The organism is Anabaena sp. WFMT (assembly GCF_051781005.1).
Classification (GTDB): Bacteria; Cyanobacteriota; Cyanobacteriia; order Cyanobacteriales; family Nostocaceae; genus Anabaena.
Genome location: NZ_JBPWOA010000058.1, coordinates 1 through 17,894, shown reverse-complemented (window position 1 = coordinate 17,894; position 17,894 = coordinate 1). Strand labels below are relative to the sequence as shown.

The 17,894-nt window shown below is 40.3% G+C and carries 17 protein-coding genes and 1 pseudogene; 8 read left to right on the top strand and 10 right to left on the bottom strand.

Annotated features, from left to right (window positions below):
- Window positions 1-93: 93 nt before the first annotated feature.
- From ACSQ6I_RS28040 to ACSQ6I_RS28030, 3 genes are all read right to left on the bottom strand, one after another.
- The gene (locus tag ACSQ6I_RS28040) at window positions 94-690 is read right to left on the bottom strand and encodes a hypothetical protein (protein WP_438893432.1); all 597 of its coding nucleotides are present in this window, start codon (window positions 688-690) and stop codon (window positions 94-96) included.
- A gap of 500 nt (window positions 691-1,190) precedes the next feature.
- Window positions 1,191-2,252: a transposase gene (locus ACSQ6I_RS28035; protein ID WP_438888595.1), complete on the bottom strand. Its 1,062-nt coding sequence runs from the start codon at window positions 2,250-2,252 to the stop codon at window positions 1,191-1,193.
- A gap of 244 nt (window positions 2,253-2,496) precedes the next feature.
- Window positions 2,497-2,637: a hypothetical protein gene (locus ACSQ6I_RS28030; RefSeq protein ID WP_438893431.1), complete on the bottom strand. Its 141-nt coding sequence runs from the start codon at window positions 2,635-2,637 to the stop codon at window positions 2,497-2,499.
- On the opposite strand from ACSQ6I_RS28030, the pseudogene ACSQ6I_RS28025 reads away from it, so the two are divergent.
- A pseudogene (locus ACSQ6I_RS28025) lies at window positions 2,582-2,845 on the top strand (photosystem II q(b) protein); the annotation flags it as partial. The gene ACSQ6I_RS28030 and the pseudogene ACSQ6I_RS28025 sit on opposite strands and share 56 nt — an antisense overlap.
- A gap of 1,085 nt (window positions 2,846-3,930) precedes the next feature.
- Here the strand turns inward: ACSQ6I_RS28025 and ACSQ6I_RS28020 are convergent.
- From ACSQ6I_RS28020 to parA, 5 genes are read right to left on the bottom strand one after another with little or no spacing between them, the layout of a single operon-like run.
- Entirely contained in the window at window positions 3,931-4,095 is a 165-nt protein-coding gene (locus ACSQ6I_RS28020; RefSeq protein WP_438893430.1) for a tyrosine-type recombinase/integrase, read from the bottom strand.
- A 19-nt stretch (window positions 4,096-4,114) separates the two neighbouring features.
- A complete protein-coding gene (locus tag ACSQ6I_RS28015) occupies window positions 4,115-4,558 on the bottom strand; it encodes a type II toxin-antitoxin system VapC family toxin (RefSeq protein WP_438893429.1) in 444 nt (147 codons plus the stop codon).
- A gap of 3 nt (window positions 4,559-4,561) precedes the next feature.
- On the bottom strand, window positions 4,562-4,918 hold the full coding sequence (locus ACSQ6I_RS28010; RefSeq protein WP_438893428.1) for a hypothetical protein: 357 nt from the start codon (window positions 4,916-4,918) through the stop codon (window positions 4,562-4,564).
- A gap of 40 nt (window positions 4,919-4,958) precedes the next feature.
- Entirely contained in the window at window positions 4,959-5,228 is a 270-nt protein-coding gene (locus ACSQ6I_RS28005) for a hypothetical protein (RefSeq protein ID WP_438893427.1), read from the bottom strand.
- Window positions 5,215-5,868 (bottom strand): ParA family partition ATPase, encoded by a 654-nt coding sequence (parA, locus tag ACSQ6I_RS28000; protein ID WP_438893426.1) that lies wholly within the window; start codon window positions 5,866-5,868, stop codon window positions 5,215-5,217. The genes ACSQ6I_RS28005 and parA overlap by 14 nt, the downstream gene beginning before the upstream one ends.
- 746 nt (window positions 5,869-6,614) lie before the next feature.
- Here parA and ACSQ6I_RS27995 point away from each other — a divergent pair.
- The 5 genes from ACSQ6I_RS27995 (at window position 6,615) to ACSQ6I_RS27975 (ending at window position 11,584) form a co-directional block, all read left to right on the top strand.
- Window positions 6,615-6,950 carry an NfeD family protein gene (locus ACSQ6I_RS27995; RefSeq protein WP_438893425.1) on the top strand — a complete coding sequence of 112 codons (336 nt, stop codon included), beginning with the start codon at window positions 6,615-6,617 and terminating at the stop codon, window positions 6,948-6,950.
- 66 nt (window positions 6,951-7,016) lie between these two features.
- Complete coding sequence (locus ACSQ6I_RS27990) at window positions 7,017-8,375, top strand: flotillin family protein (RefSeq protein WP_438893424.1); 1,359 nt, start codon at window positions 7,017-7,019, stop codon at window positions 8,373-8,375.
- A 145-nt stretch (window positions 8,376-8,520) separates the two neighbouring features.
- Complete coding sequence (locus ACSQ6I_RS27985) at window positions 8,521-9,786, top strand: flotillin family protein (protein ID WP_438893423.1); 1,266 nt, start codon at window positions 8,521-8,523, stop codon at window positions 9,784-9,786.
- A gap of 105 nt (window positions 9,787-9,891) precedes the next feature.
- The gene (locus tag ACSQ6I_RS27980; RefSeq protein WP_438893422.1) at window positions 9,892-11,223 is read left to right on the top strand and encodes a hypothetical protein; all 1,332 of its coding nucleotides are present in this window, start codon (window positions 9,892-9,894) and stop codon (window positions 11,221-11,223) included.
- 94 nt (window positions 11,224-11,317) lie between these two features.
- Entirely contained in the window at window positions 11,318-11,584 is a 267-nt protein-coding gene (locus tag ACSQ6I_RS27975) for a hypothetical protein (protein ID WP_438893421.1), read from the top strand.
- 54 nt (window positions 11,585-11,638) lie between these two features.
- On the opposite strand, the gene ACSQ6I_RS27970 is transcribed toward ACSQ6I_RS27975, so the two are convergent.
- Complete coding sequence (locus ACSQ6I_RS27970) at window positions 11,639-13,990, bottom strand: protein kinase domain-containing protein (RefSeq protein ID WP_438893420.1); 2,352 nt, start codon at window positions 13,988-13,990, stop codon at window positions 11,639-11,641.
- A 36-nt stretch (window positions 13,991-14,026) separates the two neighbouring features.
- Entirely contained in the window at window positions 14,027-15,238 is a 1,212-nt protein-coding gene (locus ACSQ6I_RS27965) for an ATP-binding protein (RefSeq protein ID WP_438893419.1), read from the bottom strand.
- 139 nt (window positions 15,239-15,377) lie between these two features.
- On the opposite strand from ACSQ6I_RS27965, the gene ACSQ6I_RS27960 reads away from it, so the two are divergent.
- Both ACSQ6I_RS27960 and ACSQ6I_RS27955 read left to right on the top strand, forming a co-directional pair.
- Window positions 15,378-16,091 carry a hypothetical protein gene (locus ACSQ6I_RS27960; protein WP_438893418.1) on the top strand — a complete coding sequence of 238 codons (714 nt, stop codon included), beginning with the start codon at window positions 15,378-15,380 and terminating at the stop codon, window positions 16,089-16,091.
- A 49-nt stretch (window positions 16,092-16,140) separates the two neighbouring features.
- Window positions 16,141-17,894 (top strand): SBBP repeat-containing protein (locus ACSQ6I_RS27955; protein ID WP_438893417.1); only part of this gene is annotated, 1,754 nt, incomplete at its 3' end.

Genomic DNA, 17,894 nt, shown 5'->3' with positions numbered 1-17,894 from the left:
TTATAGTTTCTCTGACTCATATAGTTGTAAAAAATATAGACAAATATCTTTTACATCTGCGTTTTCAAGAATGCTTTAGCTAGTTTTTACTGATTATTTTTGGTGAGACTCATTATCCTTCACCGGGAAGTATCGACGGTTATTAGGCGGTTTCTTCCAGCCCGTCAACTCAAATAGGTACTCATCAGAGTCAAGATTAAGCATCGTTGCCCATTGATTAATTGTACTGCCGTTAATATCTATCCTTTCACACAGATCAGTTTTGGTTAACCCCTGTTTTACATCTTCATCAGAATACGAGAACTTAATTTGTCCTCTAGGAATATCTTCTACCTTCTCTTTCAGAGATGATAACCCCGCATTGATAAGGGCTTGTCGTAATTCATCAATTTCTGTCCTGAGTGAGTTAATTTCATCAGCAAACTCGCTTTGTTGTTCAGCGACAGTTGCCTCTAGGCTATCTATTTCGGTGGTTTTCACCTTCAGCCGCTTCACCTCTTGTTCGAGGTTTTCTGGCATAACTTCAATGGGAATGTTCCCCTCAAGGTAATGCTCCAGTATAATAGTCAGAGCTTGAGATGCTTTCTTGATTTTATGTTTTTGCATCCACTTTTCCAAACTAGCGTAGAGGCTAAAATCCAGGTAGGCAGTGACTTTAGCGTGATTGTTCAACCAGTCTTTAGTCGCCATTTACTCTGCTTTATCTAGTAGTGGTATGTGAAAGTTAACTACATTTTAACAAAGGCAACTCAAAGTAAGTTACCTGTAATTTTATGGTAGCGTGCTATTTGGGTTTAGTAGATTACTGTGTTGAGTTAAGAAAACTAAAGTATCTTACTAAAAATAACAATTATTTTACTTTAGATATATAGACTATAGTTAGTATCTTACTCCGATTAAATAAGGCAAGCAGTGTCGAGCTATTAGCAATTAAGTAAGTTACAGATAAAAGATAATTTAAGTGACAGTAAGATACTTCTTTAAATAAGTAGCTTGCTTTAAATTACTTGTAACTTATAAGTATATTAAAATAATAGAATAAGTAACTAGGACTTACGCACTGTACAAATTAACCATCATGTGTATGAACGATATTTGGTTGTTTCAGGCTTTTGGGGATGAAGTTTATATAAATAGCGATCGCTCAAAAATTGTCAAAAACCCAGGTTTAAATCCCTGAAACCCATACCTCATATCTTGCACCTGGAAATAGTAATGTCAATTCCGTGACTAAATGCTAGAGGACGAAGGCGTTCAATATCAAGTAATAATAAAGACAATAATAAAATAGGAAAAAAAGTGGACAGAGCAAGAAAAGCAGCTTGACCCCAATCAAGAGTATGAGGATAATATTCAGCTAAATAAGTCCAATGTGCTAATAAATAGGCAGTCACAGATAAGATTAACCAACGATAAATACCCAAGAGAGTACATTGTCCAAATTTGTCTAAACCAAAGCGATGTTTAGCAGTTTTAAACCATCCTTCTATTTGCCATCTTCGCTTACCCCACCAAGAGATAGTTGCAGCCTTGAGTGGTATTGTAGAAATAACATATCTCTTGATAAACACACCTTTATCAGTTTTGAAATAATACCAAGAAATAGTAACAGGAAAATCTAAACCAACAAGTTTTAACTGTTGTCCACGATGACATAAATCCTTAACTGAGCGACCATCAACCAATTTACGATTACAAGCAATTCCGAGAATAGCGTGATATTTAAGTTGACGAATACCATGAATAAACTCCTTAGTACCAAAAGCCGAGTCAGCCAGGATTTTCAGATGAAATTGCCTGGTAAGTTGTTTCGGTAAACGACATACCATTTTTAAAGCTAATTGAGCTGGAGTTGTTGAACATGAACCTCTCCACACCCGGAAATTCCAAGGAATACGCCATTGTCCAACAACTAAATACAAGACAACTAGATGTAAGCCTCGTTTATGATTGTAAATAGTAATTAAGTGGTTAAAAGCCTTAAATTTACCTGTTTTTTCTAAGGTAGTTAGATCAATGATTACTTGTAAGAATGGTTTACGTCCCCGTCTGCATTCACTCAAAATTAGTTCAATTACTGTTCGACGCAGATGACGAATTATTTGACGAGTAGACCAGTTATAGTGATTTAGAAATCGGCTTAAAGCACTTTCTGATTTAGTTTTACTGTAATGTGGTAAAGGTTTTCCTTGAGCTTCTAGAAATAATCCTAGCATTGCTTCTAAGCTATCTCGTTGATAGTGAGTAGGCATGAATGCTAGGATTGTGCACATTAAGGAATGGACACGGGCAAGAGTTGCTTCCATAGTTCTTGCTATTTATGTTGTTTAATACACCCTTTTTCGCATTTTTACTAATCAATTTAAATTATCTTTGTGCAGATTTAATTACTGCTAGTTTTGTGTATGTTAGCAGTTATTTTATGTAGACTATATGTTATTTATTGTCTCAGTATTTTAATTTATTTATCCAAGTCTGGATGTTATTTTTATTCTCTCATTTTCGGTTAATACTGTCTCCCTTAACCAGGTGCAAGATATGAGCTACTCTACTATCTGCGATCGCTTGCTTCGTCATCGCCTTCATCGCTGCTTGGCCTGTAATCGGTATTTGGTTTACCGCTTTGGGTGTCAGCACAATGGCTTTCAACTTGAACGGTTTCAACTTCAACCAATCCATCATTGATTCTCAAGGTCGTGTGATTGGTACATGGGCTGACGTAATCAACCGCGCTAACTTGGGTATGGAAGTAATGCACGAGCGCAATGCTCACAACTTCCCTCTAGACTTGGCTGCTGGTGATGTTGCTCCTGTTGCTTTAACTGCTCCTGCAATCAACGGTTAATATTTCTAGACATCAGTAATAAATCGCTTCTCTGTGAATAAAAGGCGCTCTTCCAAAGGGGAGGGCGCTTTTGATTTGGGGGTCAAGTTGACGCAAAGGCAACTTAAAGTAAGTATCTAGACAGAATTAATTACAAATTGATTATTTACCAATTCTTTGCCAGTCCAGGATTTCACTCTAAATTTTTGTGTAATTAATTTTGTCCGATTACTTAAGTCCAGGATTTCTCACCACAATTCTCAAAATCTTAAGCTGTTACGCATTTACTTTTTTTGCCCAAAAGCCTTAATACAAGGACTCTAGGCTACAAAATATTCAATTTAGCTGCGTAACAGCTTATAAAATCTAGATTCCGGTTTTTCACACTGCATCAAAAAATAACCTGTCAAAAATGCCCAAAACATATTTTGGGTAAGGATTACGGGGAATGCGTTCGCGGGACTTGTGAGAAATGTGGGTAAGTTACCTATAATTTAATGGTAACTTGCTATTTTTGTTTATTAGGTTACTAAATTGAGTCAAGAAAACTAAAGTAATTGACTAAAAGGATCAAGTATCTGACTTTTGATATATAGACTATAGTTAGTAACTTACTCAGATTGAATAAGGCAAGCCGTATGGAGCTATTACCAATTAAGTAAGTTACAGATAAGAGATAATTTAAGTCAAAGTAAGATACTTATTTAAATAAGTACTTTGCTTTAAATTACTTATAATTTCTAAGAAAATTAAAATAATTGACTCAGTAAGTTACTCTTGCCAAAACCCTGACTGGGTGAGGGCGTTGGCTTTACAGTGGTAGGCGCTCGCCACCCAATCTTCCTGGTTAAATCTCTCAAGCAACCAGGAATTGCAATTTTTGGCTGCACTTAGTTTTCTGGGTAGTGGAGTATTTTTCAGCGTGGCAGCCTGGGAAATTGCAAAGCGCAGCAGTTCCTGGTTGCTACCCCACGAGTGAATGTGAATAACGACCCCAATCGAAAGCCAATACAGTTCTGCGGATTGTAATGATGTACAAAATACCGAATAGCATCAATGTGACTGAAGAGTGCCTCTGACATAGGTATTCCCTTCAGATCAAACCATCACACAGGCAGGTACAAGGCGCTGGAATCATCAGGGCGGGCGTGCAGGTATCTACTGGTGGTCGCTACCGAGGCATGACCCAGAGTATTTTGCACCAGATGCAGCGGCGCTCCTCTCGTAAGCGAATGGGTAGCATGGGCGTGCCGGAGCCAGTGGGGAGACACCTTTTTATCTTAGCTAAAGTCAAGATATTGTAGCTGTGGGATGAACAGTTATAATTTCTGAGTAACGCGTAAAGTCGCTGGTGTTAAATGTGAGTATATGGGTTAACCCATGCACAAGCATTGCCGCAACAAGTCTCGCATCATGCACGTTTACTCCTCGGACAGCATGATCTACCACAAGCTTTTCCCATTCTTGGTAAATTGCTTCGGTATCCGGCAATAGAGGGAAAAATGCCTTTAAGCGATTAATTTCAGCTTCGGCTTCTGCGGCGCTATGTCCCAAGCCGTTCCTCTCCACAGGTCGAGTGTAAACATTCCAAAACTCAATTAAGTTTTGCGGTACAATGCACAGCTGCTCGCCTTGCGATAGCAAAGTGGCGATGGCATTACTTGCATCCCCATACATTGGGTGAGATGGTTCGACGCTACGCAGAAGTAGGTTTGTGTCTACAAGAAAGGCCACGCTTCACTCCTCATCTGAGTACATACTTTCGCGGCTGACAGCATAGTCGGATAAAAGTGGTGTATTGCGGTCGTGACTATCTGCCCACTCCCGAAAAGCTTGTGACAATTCAAAAGGAGTAGCAGTCTCGTATAAAGGACGCTCTGCTTGTGGTTTCACTAACCGCTCAAGCATCGTATCCAGGTATGGCTTAATTTGCTCAGGACTAAGAGTTGTTATCTTCGCCAGAACCTGGGTGATTACCTCGATATCTTCTTTGTGGGCTTCCTCAAAATGACGAAGCATCTCCGAAACTTGACTGTTCATAAGCATAACAGCATCACCTTCTAGATTACTTTTGTAATAATGTAAATCTGTCATTTTGTAATAATCTACAAATGTAATAATGTTAATTATTACATTAATCCTTCAACTCCTGTTCAATGAGGGAAATCATTAGTTCCTTGATGCTCATCCCTTTCTTAGTAGCGCAAATTTTAATTGTCTGATGCTGGGTTTCTGTTACCTCAAAGGTAATCCGCTTCATCTTGCTATTGCTGGGTTCTTCCTTGGCAACAGAGGCTTCAACACCATTACGACTTTCAACCCATGCTGCTTGCTCGTCTATAACAGGCGTTGTCTTGACTCCTGGCTTTAAGCTGAGTTTTGATGTTCTTTTAGTTTCTGCCATGATTCGTTGGTTCCTTTACAGATGCTAAAATTTCCTCACAAACTGCCCTGACTTCATCCGCAGCCGCACTTTTTGGAGCAGTTTCCAAAACTGTACTGCCGCTATTTAAGCACTCAGCAAAAACTACTCGTTGGCTAATTTGGGCGTTCAATACCGGAAAGGGATACTGCTGTAAGACTTCGGATACTTCCCGCGCGATGCTGCTATTGACAACCTTCCGGTTAACTAAAAATGCAGCTGACAAATCTGGCTTATATATAGTTGCTTCCTGAATTAGTTCGACGACTTCATGCACTGCCCAGATATCTAGGGGTGATGGCTGGATGGGGATTAGCACAAAATCTACTGCCATAATTGCCGAACGGGTGAGGTCGGAAACTCTGGGCGCACCATCAATCAGTACGTATTCATACCCCTGTGCTAATTTGGGCAATTCTTTGTGGATAATCGGCCGATCTAACGCCATGACGCTAAATGGTGCTTCTCCATTGCGGGCTGCTGCCCAATCACGGGATGAGCCTTGGGGGTCTGTGTCTACGAGTAACACTCGATACCCTTTTAATTTAAAAGCATGAGCCAGATGGATGGATACCGTTGTCTTACCACTGCCCCCTTTCTGGTTCAGAATGGCAATTTTCATAAATGTAAGTTTGTGTTTTTGTAATTAGTTACATTACTACAAAGCCGAAATACTTGCCATAAAAAGCTTTATGGATATGTACAAATTTGTAATTTAACATATTTACAAATTAACAGATGTAATTAATTACAATTTTACATATAATGCTGGAAAAATAAGGCTTCATATTTTATAAGTCTTATTACTACTATAAAAGTATATATTTTAGCTACTTATCAAAATTACATGATCTAAAACGCTGGTTCCAACTCCAGTTAAAATGCTCAAAAAAGCAAATAATTCTAGTAAGTACAGCAGAGGTTACACGAAATGGCACTTTTGTTTACTACTTTGTCTAAAGTCCAGTTTTAAGTGTGACTTGAACCATAAGTTGAGCCAAATTTTGAACCATGTTAAATTTGTCAAGCTCAGTTTTAGCTCAGTGAGGCTGTGAGATAAAACTTGACTGGAATTAAAAATCTCAAACAGCGAAATTAATAACATAAGCAAGCATTAAGCAGAAATCCATGAAGGGTTTTATCTCAACTACGGTTGCGGTGCTGGTTTCCTTGCCAAATTTACGAAAGTGAGGTTGAAACTTAAACCCCCGTCCATTTTGAAACCTGGAGTTTTTAAGGAGAGTATATTATTCTGTGGGTTGAGTTCGAGCTATTACCCTAATTTCAAAAAACTACGGCTTTCAAGGTAGACACGGCTTAGATAAGTCATGTTGAAGTTTTAATTACTAAATATTTCTGGGAGAACCAGTGAATAATCCAATTCTGATAGTTGCTTGTATTTCAGTAACCGTTGGTATAGTTTGTGGTGCATTAGTAGTGTGGTTGATTTATCTGCACCGGCAATATACAGAAGTGGATAGTTTGGTACGCAGTAACCATGTGATTGGTCGTTTTGGCATTGTGGAAATCCCATTTGATTCTAACAGTCAGGGAAAAATACGTGTCAATGTTAAAGGCTCTTTAGTTGATTTTTTAGCTTTCACAGCCGAAGCTCAAGAATTTAGTAAAGGTTCAAAAGTCCTGGTGATAGCTATGAAAGGGAATAAAGTTTGGGTGGCTTCAGAAAGTGCTTTTGATAGATAAACATTTGGTCATTTGGACTAATAGGGAAATAAAAACTAACAACTCAACAATTAATTCCTAATAACCATGAAAGTTAAACCACAATTCTCATCTTATTTTGAGCATAATGTTGCAGTTGTGCAGATAGCTCAAACACCAGTCATCTCACCAGAAAATGAAAAAAATCATAGTGATAGTTTAATTTACACTAGCGTACCTATCGCCTTTTCTATATTTGCAGTCGTTCTCTTAGTTTGGTGCCTCAAATCTTTTTTATGTATCTGCAAACCCAACGAAATTTTGATTCTATCAGGTCGAAAATGGCGTACTAAAGATGGGCAAGAGGTAGGCTACCGGGTTTTAGTAGGTGAGAGAGCCATCCGTATTCCCATTCTAGAAACAATCAAGCGGATGGACGTGACGACAATGCCAGTCAGGGTAGAGGTCAAAAACGCCTATGCCAAGGGAGGTACACCCTTAAATATTCAAGCGATCGCTAATGTTAAAATCTCCACAGATCCAAAAGTTGTGGGAAATGCGATTGAACGCTTTCTAGATCGCGATCGCTCAGAACTTACCCGTGTAGCCCGCGAAAACCTAGAAGGCTATTTACGGGGTGTAGTCGCCACCCTCACCCCCGAAGAATTAAATGAAGACCGCCTCCGCTTTGCTCAACGGATTGCCTCAGATGTCAGTCGCGACCTCACTAAACTAGGGTTACAACTAGACACCCTGAAAATCCAGAGTGTTGCCGACGATGTGGACTATCTCAAATCACTAGGGCGTAAACAAATTGCGCTCATTATTAGAGATGCTCAAATTGCTGAATCTAATGCCATCTCAGAAGCTGAACAGATAGAAGCTAAATGGGAAGAACAAGCCGCAGTTGCCAAAACCCAAGACAGGATCATCGTTCTAGAAAAAGAAAACGAACTCCGTAAAATTAAAGCCAAGCTAGAACAAAAAGCTAAATCTGAAGAAGAAATTACCAAAGCTGCTGCTAACGAAAAAAGAGCTAAAGCAGAACAGGTCTTACAAACACTGCGAGCAAATTTAGAAAGATTGCGTCTCGAAGCTGATGAAGTGCTACCAGCCCAAGCACAAAAACAAGCACAAGAATTACGCGCCAGAGGAGAAGCCGCTGAATTGGAAGAAAACGCCAAAGCAGCAGCTTTAGTCAATGACATCCTCTCCCAAGTGTGGCAACAAACAGGAACAGATGCCGCTGAATTATTCCTAATTCAACAAATCGAAATGGTACTTCAACAAGCTGTACAGATTCCAGGGCGAATTAAACTCGACAAAGTAAATGTAATTGATAACGGCGATGGTAAGTCTATTGCCAGTTTGGTGAAAGTTTATCCAGAAATCGTGCTTCAGTTTCTAGAAAGTGTTAATAGCACCCTTGGCATTGATGTTGTAGGTACGCTTAACCATAATCGTTAAATATAGGGATTGGGAAGGCATTTTAGATTTTAGATTGAGTTTTGTAAATATAGGAATAAAAATATTCCTAATTATCAAAATCTTACTTTAAACCCAAGATCCAAAATTTAATACCAATTACTAATGTTAATCAAGGATAAAACACATGGAAATTATTGCTTTACTACTAGGAATATTTGGGGCTGGTACTGGGGCTGGGTATTGGGTAATTCATAACTTATACTTTATTTGTCAGCCTAGTGAAGTACTGATTTTTGCCGGGAGAGAAACTCCTTTAGCAGATGGGCGTTCAGTGGGATATCGCCTAGTTAAAGGTGGTAGCAGTATTCAAACCCCACTTTTAGAGCGTGTCTTCCGCATGGATTTGACTAATATGATTATTGAACTCCGGGTAGTGAATGCTTACTCTAAAGGCGGAATTCCTCTGACAGTTGAAGGGGTTGCTAATATTAAGATAGCTGGAGAAGAACCGACAATTCATAATGCAATTGAGCGTCTTTTAGGGAAAAGTCGTAAGGATATTGAACAGTTAGCCAAGGATACTTTAGAGGGAAATTTGCGGGGGGTATTAGCTAGTTTGACCCCAGAACAAGTGAATGATGATAATATTGCCTTTGCCAAAACCTTGTTAGAAGAAGCGGAAGATGATCTGGAAAAATTGGGATTGGTACTAGACAATTTACAAATCAAAAATATTTCTGATGAAGTTAGTTATCTTGATTCAATTGGACGCAAGCAGCAAGCAGAATTATTACGAGATGCGCGGATAGCGGAAGCACAAGCTAAGTCTCAATCTGTGATTAAGTCCTCAGAAAATCAGAGAATTACGGATCTCAGACGGATTCAGAAGGATTTAGAAATTGCTAAAGCTGAGGCTGAACGCCGCGTTAGAGATGCACTGACAAAGCGGACTGCGGTAATAGCTGAGGTTGAATCATTGGTAGGAGCAGAGGTAGCAAGGGTGCAAGCTGAGGTGGCTGTGCAGACTGAGCGGATTCCGCAAGTGGAACAGAAATTGCTCGCAGATGTGGTTGCACCTGCGGAGGCAGAATGCAAGAGTGCGATCGCTAAAGCTAAGGGAAATGCAGCCAGCATTATTGAAGATGGTAAAGCCCAAGCCGCAGGAACACAACGATTAGCTGAATCCTGGAAAACTGCTGGCGCTTCAGCCAAGGAAATTTTTATCTTTCAGAAGTTAGAACCTCTGTTAAAAATGATGGTTGCAGCAGTCCCCACAGTAGAAGTAGAAAAAGTCACTGTTATTGATACCAATAGCGGCAACAGCGTCACTAAAACGACTTCTTTCCTAGAACAATTACACCAAGCGACAGGAATTGATGTGGCAAATGTGGTAAGTAATATTACGTCTAATCAAGCCATACCTTTACCTGCGCCCAAAAAAGAAGGCTAATCTGTGAGGGAAAACAACATTTTAACTCGACAGTATCAAAACTCGAATGGTGGTCAAAACTGGTTGCAAATTGTTAAACAGACAACATAGTGTGTTAGAAACTAAATGGAAAATTATACAACGGTTTATCGTGAGGCAAGTCAAGCATTAGCAAATGAAGACCCTCAGGAAGCATTTCAAATATTGCTCTCTCTGTTGCAATACCCAGGACATCCTGAATTACGGCAGAATTGGAGAGAAGCATTGAGTTTATTTGCTGAAATTGGATTAGCGATTGCAGGTGAAGAATTTGCTCTCAAAGTGCAACGCGTAGCAGAGACTTCTGATGATTTAGAAATGCTCTATGTTTTGGGTTATGAATTAATTGAATACTCATTACCGGAAATCGCGGCTACTATCTTGGCTCGTGCTAATGAAATTAACCCCACAGAGCCAACAATTTTATGTGAACTAGTTCATGCTTTAGAAGTGAATGGACAAAATACAGAAGCCTGTCGATTTTTGCGTCAAGTACCTGAACTATTAGAAGAAAACCCTTTACTTTTGTATTTGCTGTCATTCAATGCCTTAATGACAGGTGATTTGGTGGAACCAAAGCAATTACTACCCCGATTACAGCAGAATCCCGAATCATCAGAAAGTTGGATGGCAGAACGGATAGCAGGAATGCTAGAGCGAGCTAATGCCTTACAAGGAATCACTCTCTTAGATCATCAAGACCTTCGCGGCTGGCATTTTGTCATTACAGGTGCAATATTGTTACATCTTTCTCCTTATGGCTTAGATGAGGGAATGAACGGTCGCTATGCCTACACTCAGGATTCTGAAAACCGTATTAGTCAAGCAATTCAGCGATTGCGTGCGGTTATTGAAGCCGGCAAGATTTCGGTTCCTTGTGTTTTTGTTCTTCCCAACCGCGAGAGTGCTATTTTGTCCCATGCAGTAGCTAAAATTCTTTCCTGTCCTTTGCAAGAGTGGACACCAGAAACTTGGGAAACACCAGGGTTAATTGTTACCTATGACTTGGGACAACTTGACTCAGAGATTTTAGAGCAGCTGAGTCAGCATCGTCCCGGTCAAATACTTTGGATTCATGCCAGTTGTTGGACACAAGAACAATCGCTTGCAGCCGATTTGACAACCTACCTCTACCAGTATAATGTGTCACCTTGGCAAGAGAAAATGGGAGTTGATCCAGATACTAAAGAAATGAAGCAATTTGCAGAAGTTGAGGCTAGTATTGAAGAACTTGCCGATCGCATTGTGCAAGCAACACCAGACGTGGATGAATTGAATGATTTACCGCAGTTGATGTCCATAGTCCAATCCGCTCGATTAATCACCGAAGAATCTGCAAAACCTGGATTATTTCGTCAATGTGGACAGCGTAATCTTCAATGGAACATTTCACCTGTGCCTAGTAGCAGATTTGCTTAAACTAAAGTTGGAACCAAGCGATCGCAATGTGTATGCTGGTGTAAAATCACTTTAGCCCTATACCCAGTCTTATTGGGATAAATTTTGTGGGGAAGTGCTTAATAGACCACTGCATCATCTTCCAAGTGTAGGTGGAAAAGAAGAGGGACTAAAATATCACCAGCAGTATTGTCAAACTTTAGAACTCTATCGGTATTATTTTTGTCCACCACCATCAGATATTTGGAATCTGCCTAAGCTAAAAACTGAAAGTGCATCCTTTCAATGGGTAGATCGTCATCAATACTGGATTATTCCTCAGCCAAGGATTTTACGAACTTTTCAAATTTTAGTGTCTCGATGTATTCGCCATAAACTGTAAACATTGAAATGCTTTTTTATAATATTTTTAAGGTGATTTCCAGAATAAAAATTACTACTCTCCGCAATTTTTCCAGTCTTTTGGTGTGAAATTGCTTGGCGTAAACACAAACTCACTGGAATTGCAATGACGACGCACTACAACCATTGTAATTGTGCCATATTTGCGATCGCCCTCCTCAAATTGAATCACTCCAGTTGTGCCTGTAACCGAGAATTGTGGTTGGGTAAGTGTTTTTTGAATGCCGCTGTGGGTGGGGTTTTGAGTGATGGCTTTGCTTAAAACTAATACTGCATCGTAACTTGTCGCAGTTCGCCAGGAGATTTCAGTATTGGTGGGAAGTTCTGTTTTGGGGATTTTCCAGAGGATTTGAGCTTGCTGTACAAACGCAGAGTGAGGATCATTCATAGGATGCCATGCTATGGCTAACGCCGTCCGTTCAATTCCTTGTGGTGAGACAATTTTACCTGCTTTGAGTAAGTCAGCATTGTAAAGACTATCACCCGCCACAATCCAAGCTTGGTTGACGTTTGATTGTAGCACCTTTAACGCATTGGGAATGGCATTATGCAATCCCACTCCAGCATCAGGAATAACTACAATCGCCGTTCCACCTAGAGTTTTGACTTGATTTAAAACAGCTTCTGCATCAAACTTATCTCTAGCGAGATTGAAAGCTGGTTGTTGGTCAATCACATTCCCTTTCAGTGATTTTGCTGCCTTTTGAAACGCTTGTGATAGAGATTGGGCATACTCACTATCCTGACTGTAAAAAATTGCTACTTTTGGCTGTTGCAGTTGGGAGTAGAGATAAGTGGCCATTTTTTGTCCTGCAATGCGATCGCTAGATACAGTGCGGAAGAAAATAGGACTCTTGAGATGATCAGAAGTGCTAGTTGCAGAAATTAAAACTACCCCTGCTTGGTTATAAATTGACAGCGTTTGTCGGGTTGCATCACTCGAATAATGACCTACAACTGAGAGTAAATCTTGATACTTTACCAATCGTTTGGCAATACTGCGGGCATTATCTGCACGATTATGATCATCAGCGATGAGAATCCGTAAAGGCTGGCCGCTTTGCAGAATCAACGTTTGAGCTTGTGCTATACCCCGCAATATTTCCAACCCTTTCGTAGTAGAACGACCAAGTGGAACTGCAACTGCGATCGTGTGAATTTTATCTGCGGTAAATTGTGCTTGAATTTTGGCGTTATTGAGATAAATTAAAGTTTCTGGATCTGGTTGTTGATTGAAAGCAATTGTAAACAAATGAACAGCATCAGGAAAATTTTTGGCGCGATATTGTTCAATTGCTGATCGCTTTTCTACTGGCGGCTGATTTGATTCTGTAAAGTTATCAGGAATAAGGATTTCTTCACCACAACTGAGATTATCTTCTAGAACATTATCGCAGGTGAGAGAGATGACAGTTTTTTCATAAACTAGTTTTGCACCGATAGTAATCAAAACACCACAAGCTATCATCAAATAGTATTTTAGTCCTTGTACCTGCGGATATTTTTTATTTTTAATATTGGCAATTTTTTCTAGAATTACTTCAGCAGTGGGTGGACGACGCTGTGGATCGGCATCCGTCATAGTTTGAATTAGATGAATTAAGCTTTGAGGATTTTTTTTATCTTTAATATTTTTAAACCAATTGTAGGAACGAGCGCGACTATCATGAGCCGGATCAATCCCTGTCAGTAAATATATAAAAGTCCGACCTAAAGCGTAGAAATCTGACTGGAGAACAGCTTGTCCTTGCATCTGTTCTGGTGCAGTATACCCATTTGAAATAATCACTGTTACAGGTTTATTATTAACAATAGTTTGGGTCAACTGACGCGCAGCACCAAAATCAATTAAAACCAATTTTCCATCAGGACGAAGAATAATATTTGCAGGTTTGATATCCCGATGAAAAAAACCATGATCATGCACAAATTCGAGAATCTGCACTAATTGATTGAGCCAATCTAAAGCATTTTTATAGGATGTTAGACATTGATTTTGAGATAGCCAAGTCTGCAAGTTTTCACCAGGAACTTTTTCCATCACGAAACAGCGTAATTGGCGATTTGTATGCAGAAAAAGTGGAAATATAGTTTCACCAACAGGTAAACCAGGATGTTGTAAATTTGTGAGTATTGATACTTCTTGTTCAAATAATCGGAGTAGATCAGGTGTGACATTTTTCAGCGACTTGAGAACTTTGGGGCGCTCGCGCTCAAGTAAATCTTCAATTTCAAATACTTCTGTATAGCTATGCGCCTCAAGTTGCAGAGGATAGATAAGCCGATAGCGGTTTTGTAGCAAAAGTGGTGTTCCACAACCTTGACATACTGCACAATTATCAGGATTTTTTCGTTGTGAACAATCTGGATTGATACAGTAAGCCATAACTTAAAATAATTCGTAATTCGTAATTGCTTTTTTTTACTCAGCACTCAGCACTGTTTCAGTAAACAACCGTTGTACGCATTTTAGAATAACAGGCTGCAAAATAAAGTATTCCTGTGAATTTGCTTTCAGGGTTTCTACTAATGCCCGTCGTTTTAAAGATAAAAGCGCAGATAAAATATTTCCTGTTGAGTCATAGTTTGTCAGTTTTAATTGTATCTCCTCACGAGTCAATCCCTGGGGATTTGTAGCTAAACATTTAAGTAGGGTTTGTTCCAGAGACGAAATGTGTTTCAGCCATTGCGTCACCAGTGGCTCAAATTCACCAGCGACAATAGTTCCCGAAGCTAGAAACTCTCCCACATTCGCAGCAAATAATTCGTGAATTAAATTTGCTGCCATGTTCAAAAATAAGGGATTACCACCATATTGATTTACCAAAATCATCCATTGTTCGGCATCAAATATCAGTCGTTGATGCTGTAAAAGCTCAATTGCGCCTTCCATCAGTCCACCCAAAGGCAAAAAAACCGCACCATTTGCCGTTAAATTATTTAATCCTTCTGGTTGTTCACGACTAGTCAAAATTACGCAACTCTCATGGGGTGTTTGCACTACCGATTCCAGAAAACTTCTATAGGAAACATATTCCGGAAGATATTTGCCAGCGCGCTCGCCCCCCAAAATTCCATCCCAACCATCAAAAATTAGTAGTGTTTTCGGTGGTAGCAATGGCAAATCTGTTGTTGGTAAGGTGCGGTGAAAAGAAAACCACAGCGTTTGTTGAAACCTAGACTGCATAGCTTGGGCAAGTTTTGAAGCTACAGCCGTTTTGCCGATACCACCAATCCCTGTAATCACAATTAAGGGTATTTTTTGTTCAATTGCTTGGGTTAGAGTTAGCAGTTCGTAACCCCGCCCAAAAAACAAGGGAATATTAGGGATTTGGGTTGTACTAGATACAGAAAAATGCAGAGAACGTGCCAGTACGTCTTGCCAATTTAGCCCCAAAATTTGACAAAACGCTTTGAATACTGAGGCATCAATGGCATCACCTTTCAAAAATCGTTTCCAAGTGGGTAAGGATACACCATTTGCAAAAACTTCCGCATTTTCCCAGTTCCGTCCAGGTTCGATAATTTGACTTGCTGCTTCTAACCAGCAAGGATTATCAATCGTCCATCCTTTTTCTTTCCGAGCTTGTTTGATGATTTGCAGTCCGGTAACTGAGAGTTTGAGACTAGGCATGGGAGATTATTAGGGGCTTGTGCCAAATCTGTCAAGCTCAATTTTAGATCAGTCTTGTAGTGAACTGAAACTTAACTAGAATAACAAATTTCAATCCGTCATATTCAGAGTATTCCCTTACGTATTACGGAAAACACTTATGAAGCGTTTGATCTCAACTGCTTTTACTAATTCTGTTGGGAGAGCGATGCCTACAGCGAGTGCAGCTATTGCTAACCGTCTAAAAATCTTACCAAGAGCTAAAGTTGTTGGGATTGTATGTATTCCCCTGCTGCTAGTCGAGGCAGTCTTTATACCCGCTGCTCATGCTTTAGATGGAAAAAAGCTATACCAGCTATGTTCTCGCTTTCCCCTCAATTCCCAATGTCAGGGTTACGAAACGCCTGTAGCTTTGGATGATCGAATCGGAAAAATGGGTGACTGTATCTTTAAAAATAATGAAGTGGAAAGCCGAGGACTTTGTAAGATTACTGTCAATGATACAGGCATTACCATCTACCAAGAAACTGGCAAAGAACTAGAAATTATTAACGATAAAAAATCTACTCGTACCGTACAGATAACCCCAACTAGCGTGAGTAGAATTCAATATCGTGAAGACGAAAAGGGCAACACAGGGGCAAAGGTTGTCAACACTATCCTATTTGGAGTTGCTGGTTTGCTACTCACTCCCAACAAAAAGGTATCAGAAATTGAATTTGATTATACATTAACTACTCCCCAAGATACCAGCAAAGAACAAAGTGTGAACTCTTTAAGGGTATTTGTCGGGAGAGAAACTGGTAGAGAAATGCGATCGCAATTAGAAAAAATCACTGGTCGTCAAGCAGAAATTCCACAAACTAAACTTTGAGCCGAAAAATTAACGGCAAAAGAAATTTACTAGCAACTAATACATATCTATGATGAGCAACATCAACAACGTCCTGTGGGCGCAGCAATTTGGCGGCACATTACCTGATACTGGCTGGAACATCGCGGCCGACACTTCAGGTAATACCTATGTCACAGGAGCTTTCAACGGTACAGCTACCTTTGGTAATACTACCCTCACCCACACAGGTTTGGGTTCTAGCGATGCCTTCATCGCCAAATTAGACAGCAATAAAAACGTCTTGTGGGCGCAAAAATTGGTTGGAGCATCGTCTGCCGAAGGCTTTGGCATCACTGTCGATGACTCTGGTAACAGCTACACCACAGGGTTTTTCTCAGGTACAGCCACCTTTGGCAGCACTACTCTCACCAGCGCAGGTAATGAGGATGTCTTCATCACTAAGCTCAACAGTAGTGGCAAATTTCTCTGGGCGCAAAAATTGGGTGGTACGTCGTCTGACTCTGGCTACAGCATCACTACTGATGGAGTAGGCAACACTTATGTTACTGGCGTACTAAATACAATAAGTTTACCTGGGAATATTAACGGACCCACAAATACCTATACCAGCGATGATGCTTTCATCACTAAACTAGACAACAAGGGTAACGTCCTCTGGACAAAAAACTTGGGTGGTGTTTTTTCAGCTGATAGAGGTATTGGCATTACCTCTGATGAAGCAGGTAACACCTATGCCACAGGATATTTTTCTGGTACTACCACCTTTGGTAATATCACCCTTACCAGTGCGGGGAATCAAGATGCTTTCATCACTAAGCTTGACAGCGGTGGAAACTTCCTGTGGGCGCAAAAATTGGGTGGTACATTTTCTGATTCAGGGGTTGGCATTACCTCTGATGAAGCAGGTAACATTTACGTAACGGGAATATTTCGAGACACTGCCAGCTTTGGCAGTACCACCCTTACCAGTGCAGGTGATGAAGATGTATTTGTCGCCAAGTTTGACAATAATGGTAAAGCTTTGTGGACAAAGAATTTGGGCAGTACCGGGGTTGATGAAGGTTTAGGAATCGTCACTGATGGACTGGGTAATGTATATGTTACGGGAGTTTTCAGTGGCGCTGCCAGCTTTGGTAGCACCACCCTCACCAGTACAGGTGATGCTGATGCCTTCATTGCCAAGCTTGACAGCAATGGTAATGTCCTATCGGCTCAGAAATTTGGCAGTACATCGCTCGACCTCGGTATTGGCATCACCAGCGACGGCAAGGGTAGCATCTACGCTACGGGAGGCTTCTCGAATACTGCCACCTTTGGTAATACTAGCCTCACCAGTGCTGGCAGTATAGATGCCTTTGTCGTCAAGCTTGGGGATGAGGTAGAGGAAACTAAAATTACTCTGATACCAGATAATCCTGATAGTGTATTCAACCTTCAGGGTGCTGCAACTCCTGTACAGTTTCTCCTCAAGAGTTCTAGTCCTAATGTTGTCAACGAAATCGGACTGTTTACCGTAGATGATGACAAAGGTACTATTAACGGCATTGCGCCCAAAGATGCCAATTACACTCAAGCCGTACTGGCACGTTCTCGCAGTATCTTCTCAACTCTAGGAAATTCACCTAAAGGTTTTAATAGCAAACTTGCCCGGACTCTAGACCTCGATGCTGGTATTCGCTTCCGCCTCCTATTAGTACAAAATGGTACTCTCGATGGTTTACGGAATAGTACAGTACCACTGTCACAATTGCTGCTCTCCTCTCCTACTTCCTTACAAGTTTCTGATGTAGGTAACAGCAACTTTGAACTGCGCTTCGAGGA

Excerpts from the sequence above, each read along its gene's own strand:
- parA (WP_438893426.1), bottom strand. The coding sequence starts at position 5,868 with ATGAAAATTGCCATTCTGAACCAGAAAGGGGGCAGTGGTAAGACAACG.
- ACSQ6I_RS28005 (WP_438893427.1), bottom strand. The coding sequence starts at position 5,228 with ATGGCAGAAACTAAAAGAACATCAAAACTCAGCTTAAAGCCAGGAGTC.
- ACSQ6I_RS27980 (WP_438893422.1), top strand. The coding sequence starts at position 9,892 with ATGGAAAATTATACAACGGTTTATCGTGAGGCAAGTCAAGCATTAGCA.
- ACSQ6I_RS27970 (WP_438893420.1), bottom strand. The coding sequence starts at position 13,990 with ATGGCTTACTGTATCAATCCAGATTGTTCACAACGAAAAAATCCTGAT.
- ACSQ6I_RS28035 (WP_438888595.1), bottom strand. The coding sequence starts at position 2,252 with ATGCCTACTCACTATCAACGAGATAGCTTAGAAGCAATGCTAGGATTA.
- ACSQ6I_RS27960 (WP_438893418.1), top strand. The coding sequence starts at position 15,378 with ATGAAGCGTTTGATCTCAACTGCTTTTACTAATTCTGTTGGGAGAGCG.
- ACSQ6I_RS27990 (WP_438893424.1), top strand. The coding sequence starts at position 7,017 with ATGAAAGTTAAACCACAATTCTCATCTTATTTTGAGCATAATGTTGCA.
- ACSQ6I_RS27965 (WP_438893419.1), bottom strand. The coding sequence starts at position 15,238 with ATGCCTAGTCTCAAACTCTCAGTTACCGGACTGCAAATCATCAAACAA.
- ACSQ6I_RS27985 (WP_438893423.1), top strand. The coding sequence starts at position 8,521 with ATGGAAATTATTGCTTTACTACTAGGAATATTTGGGGCTGGTACTGGG.
- ACSQ6I_RS28040 (WP_438893432.1), bottom strand. The coding sequence starts at position 690 with ATGGCGACTAAAGACTGGTTGAACAATCACGCTAAAGTCACTGCCTAC.
- ACSQ6I_RS28010 (WP_438893428.1), bottom strand. The coding sequence starts at position 4,918 with ATGACAGATTTACATTATTACAAAAGTAATCTAGAAGGTGATGCTGTT.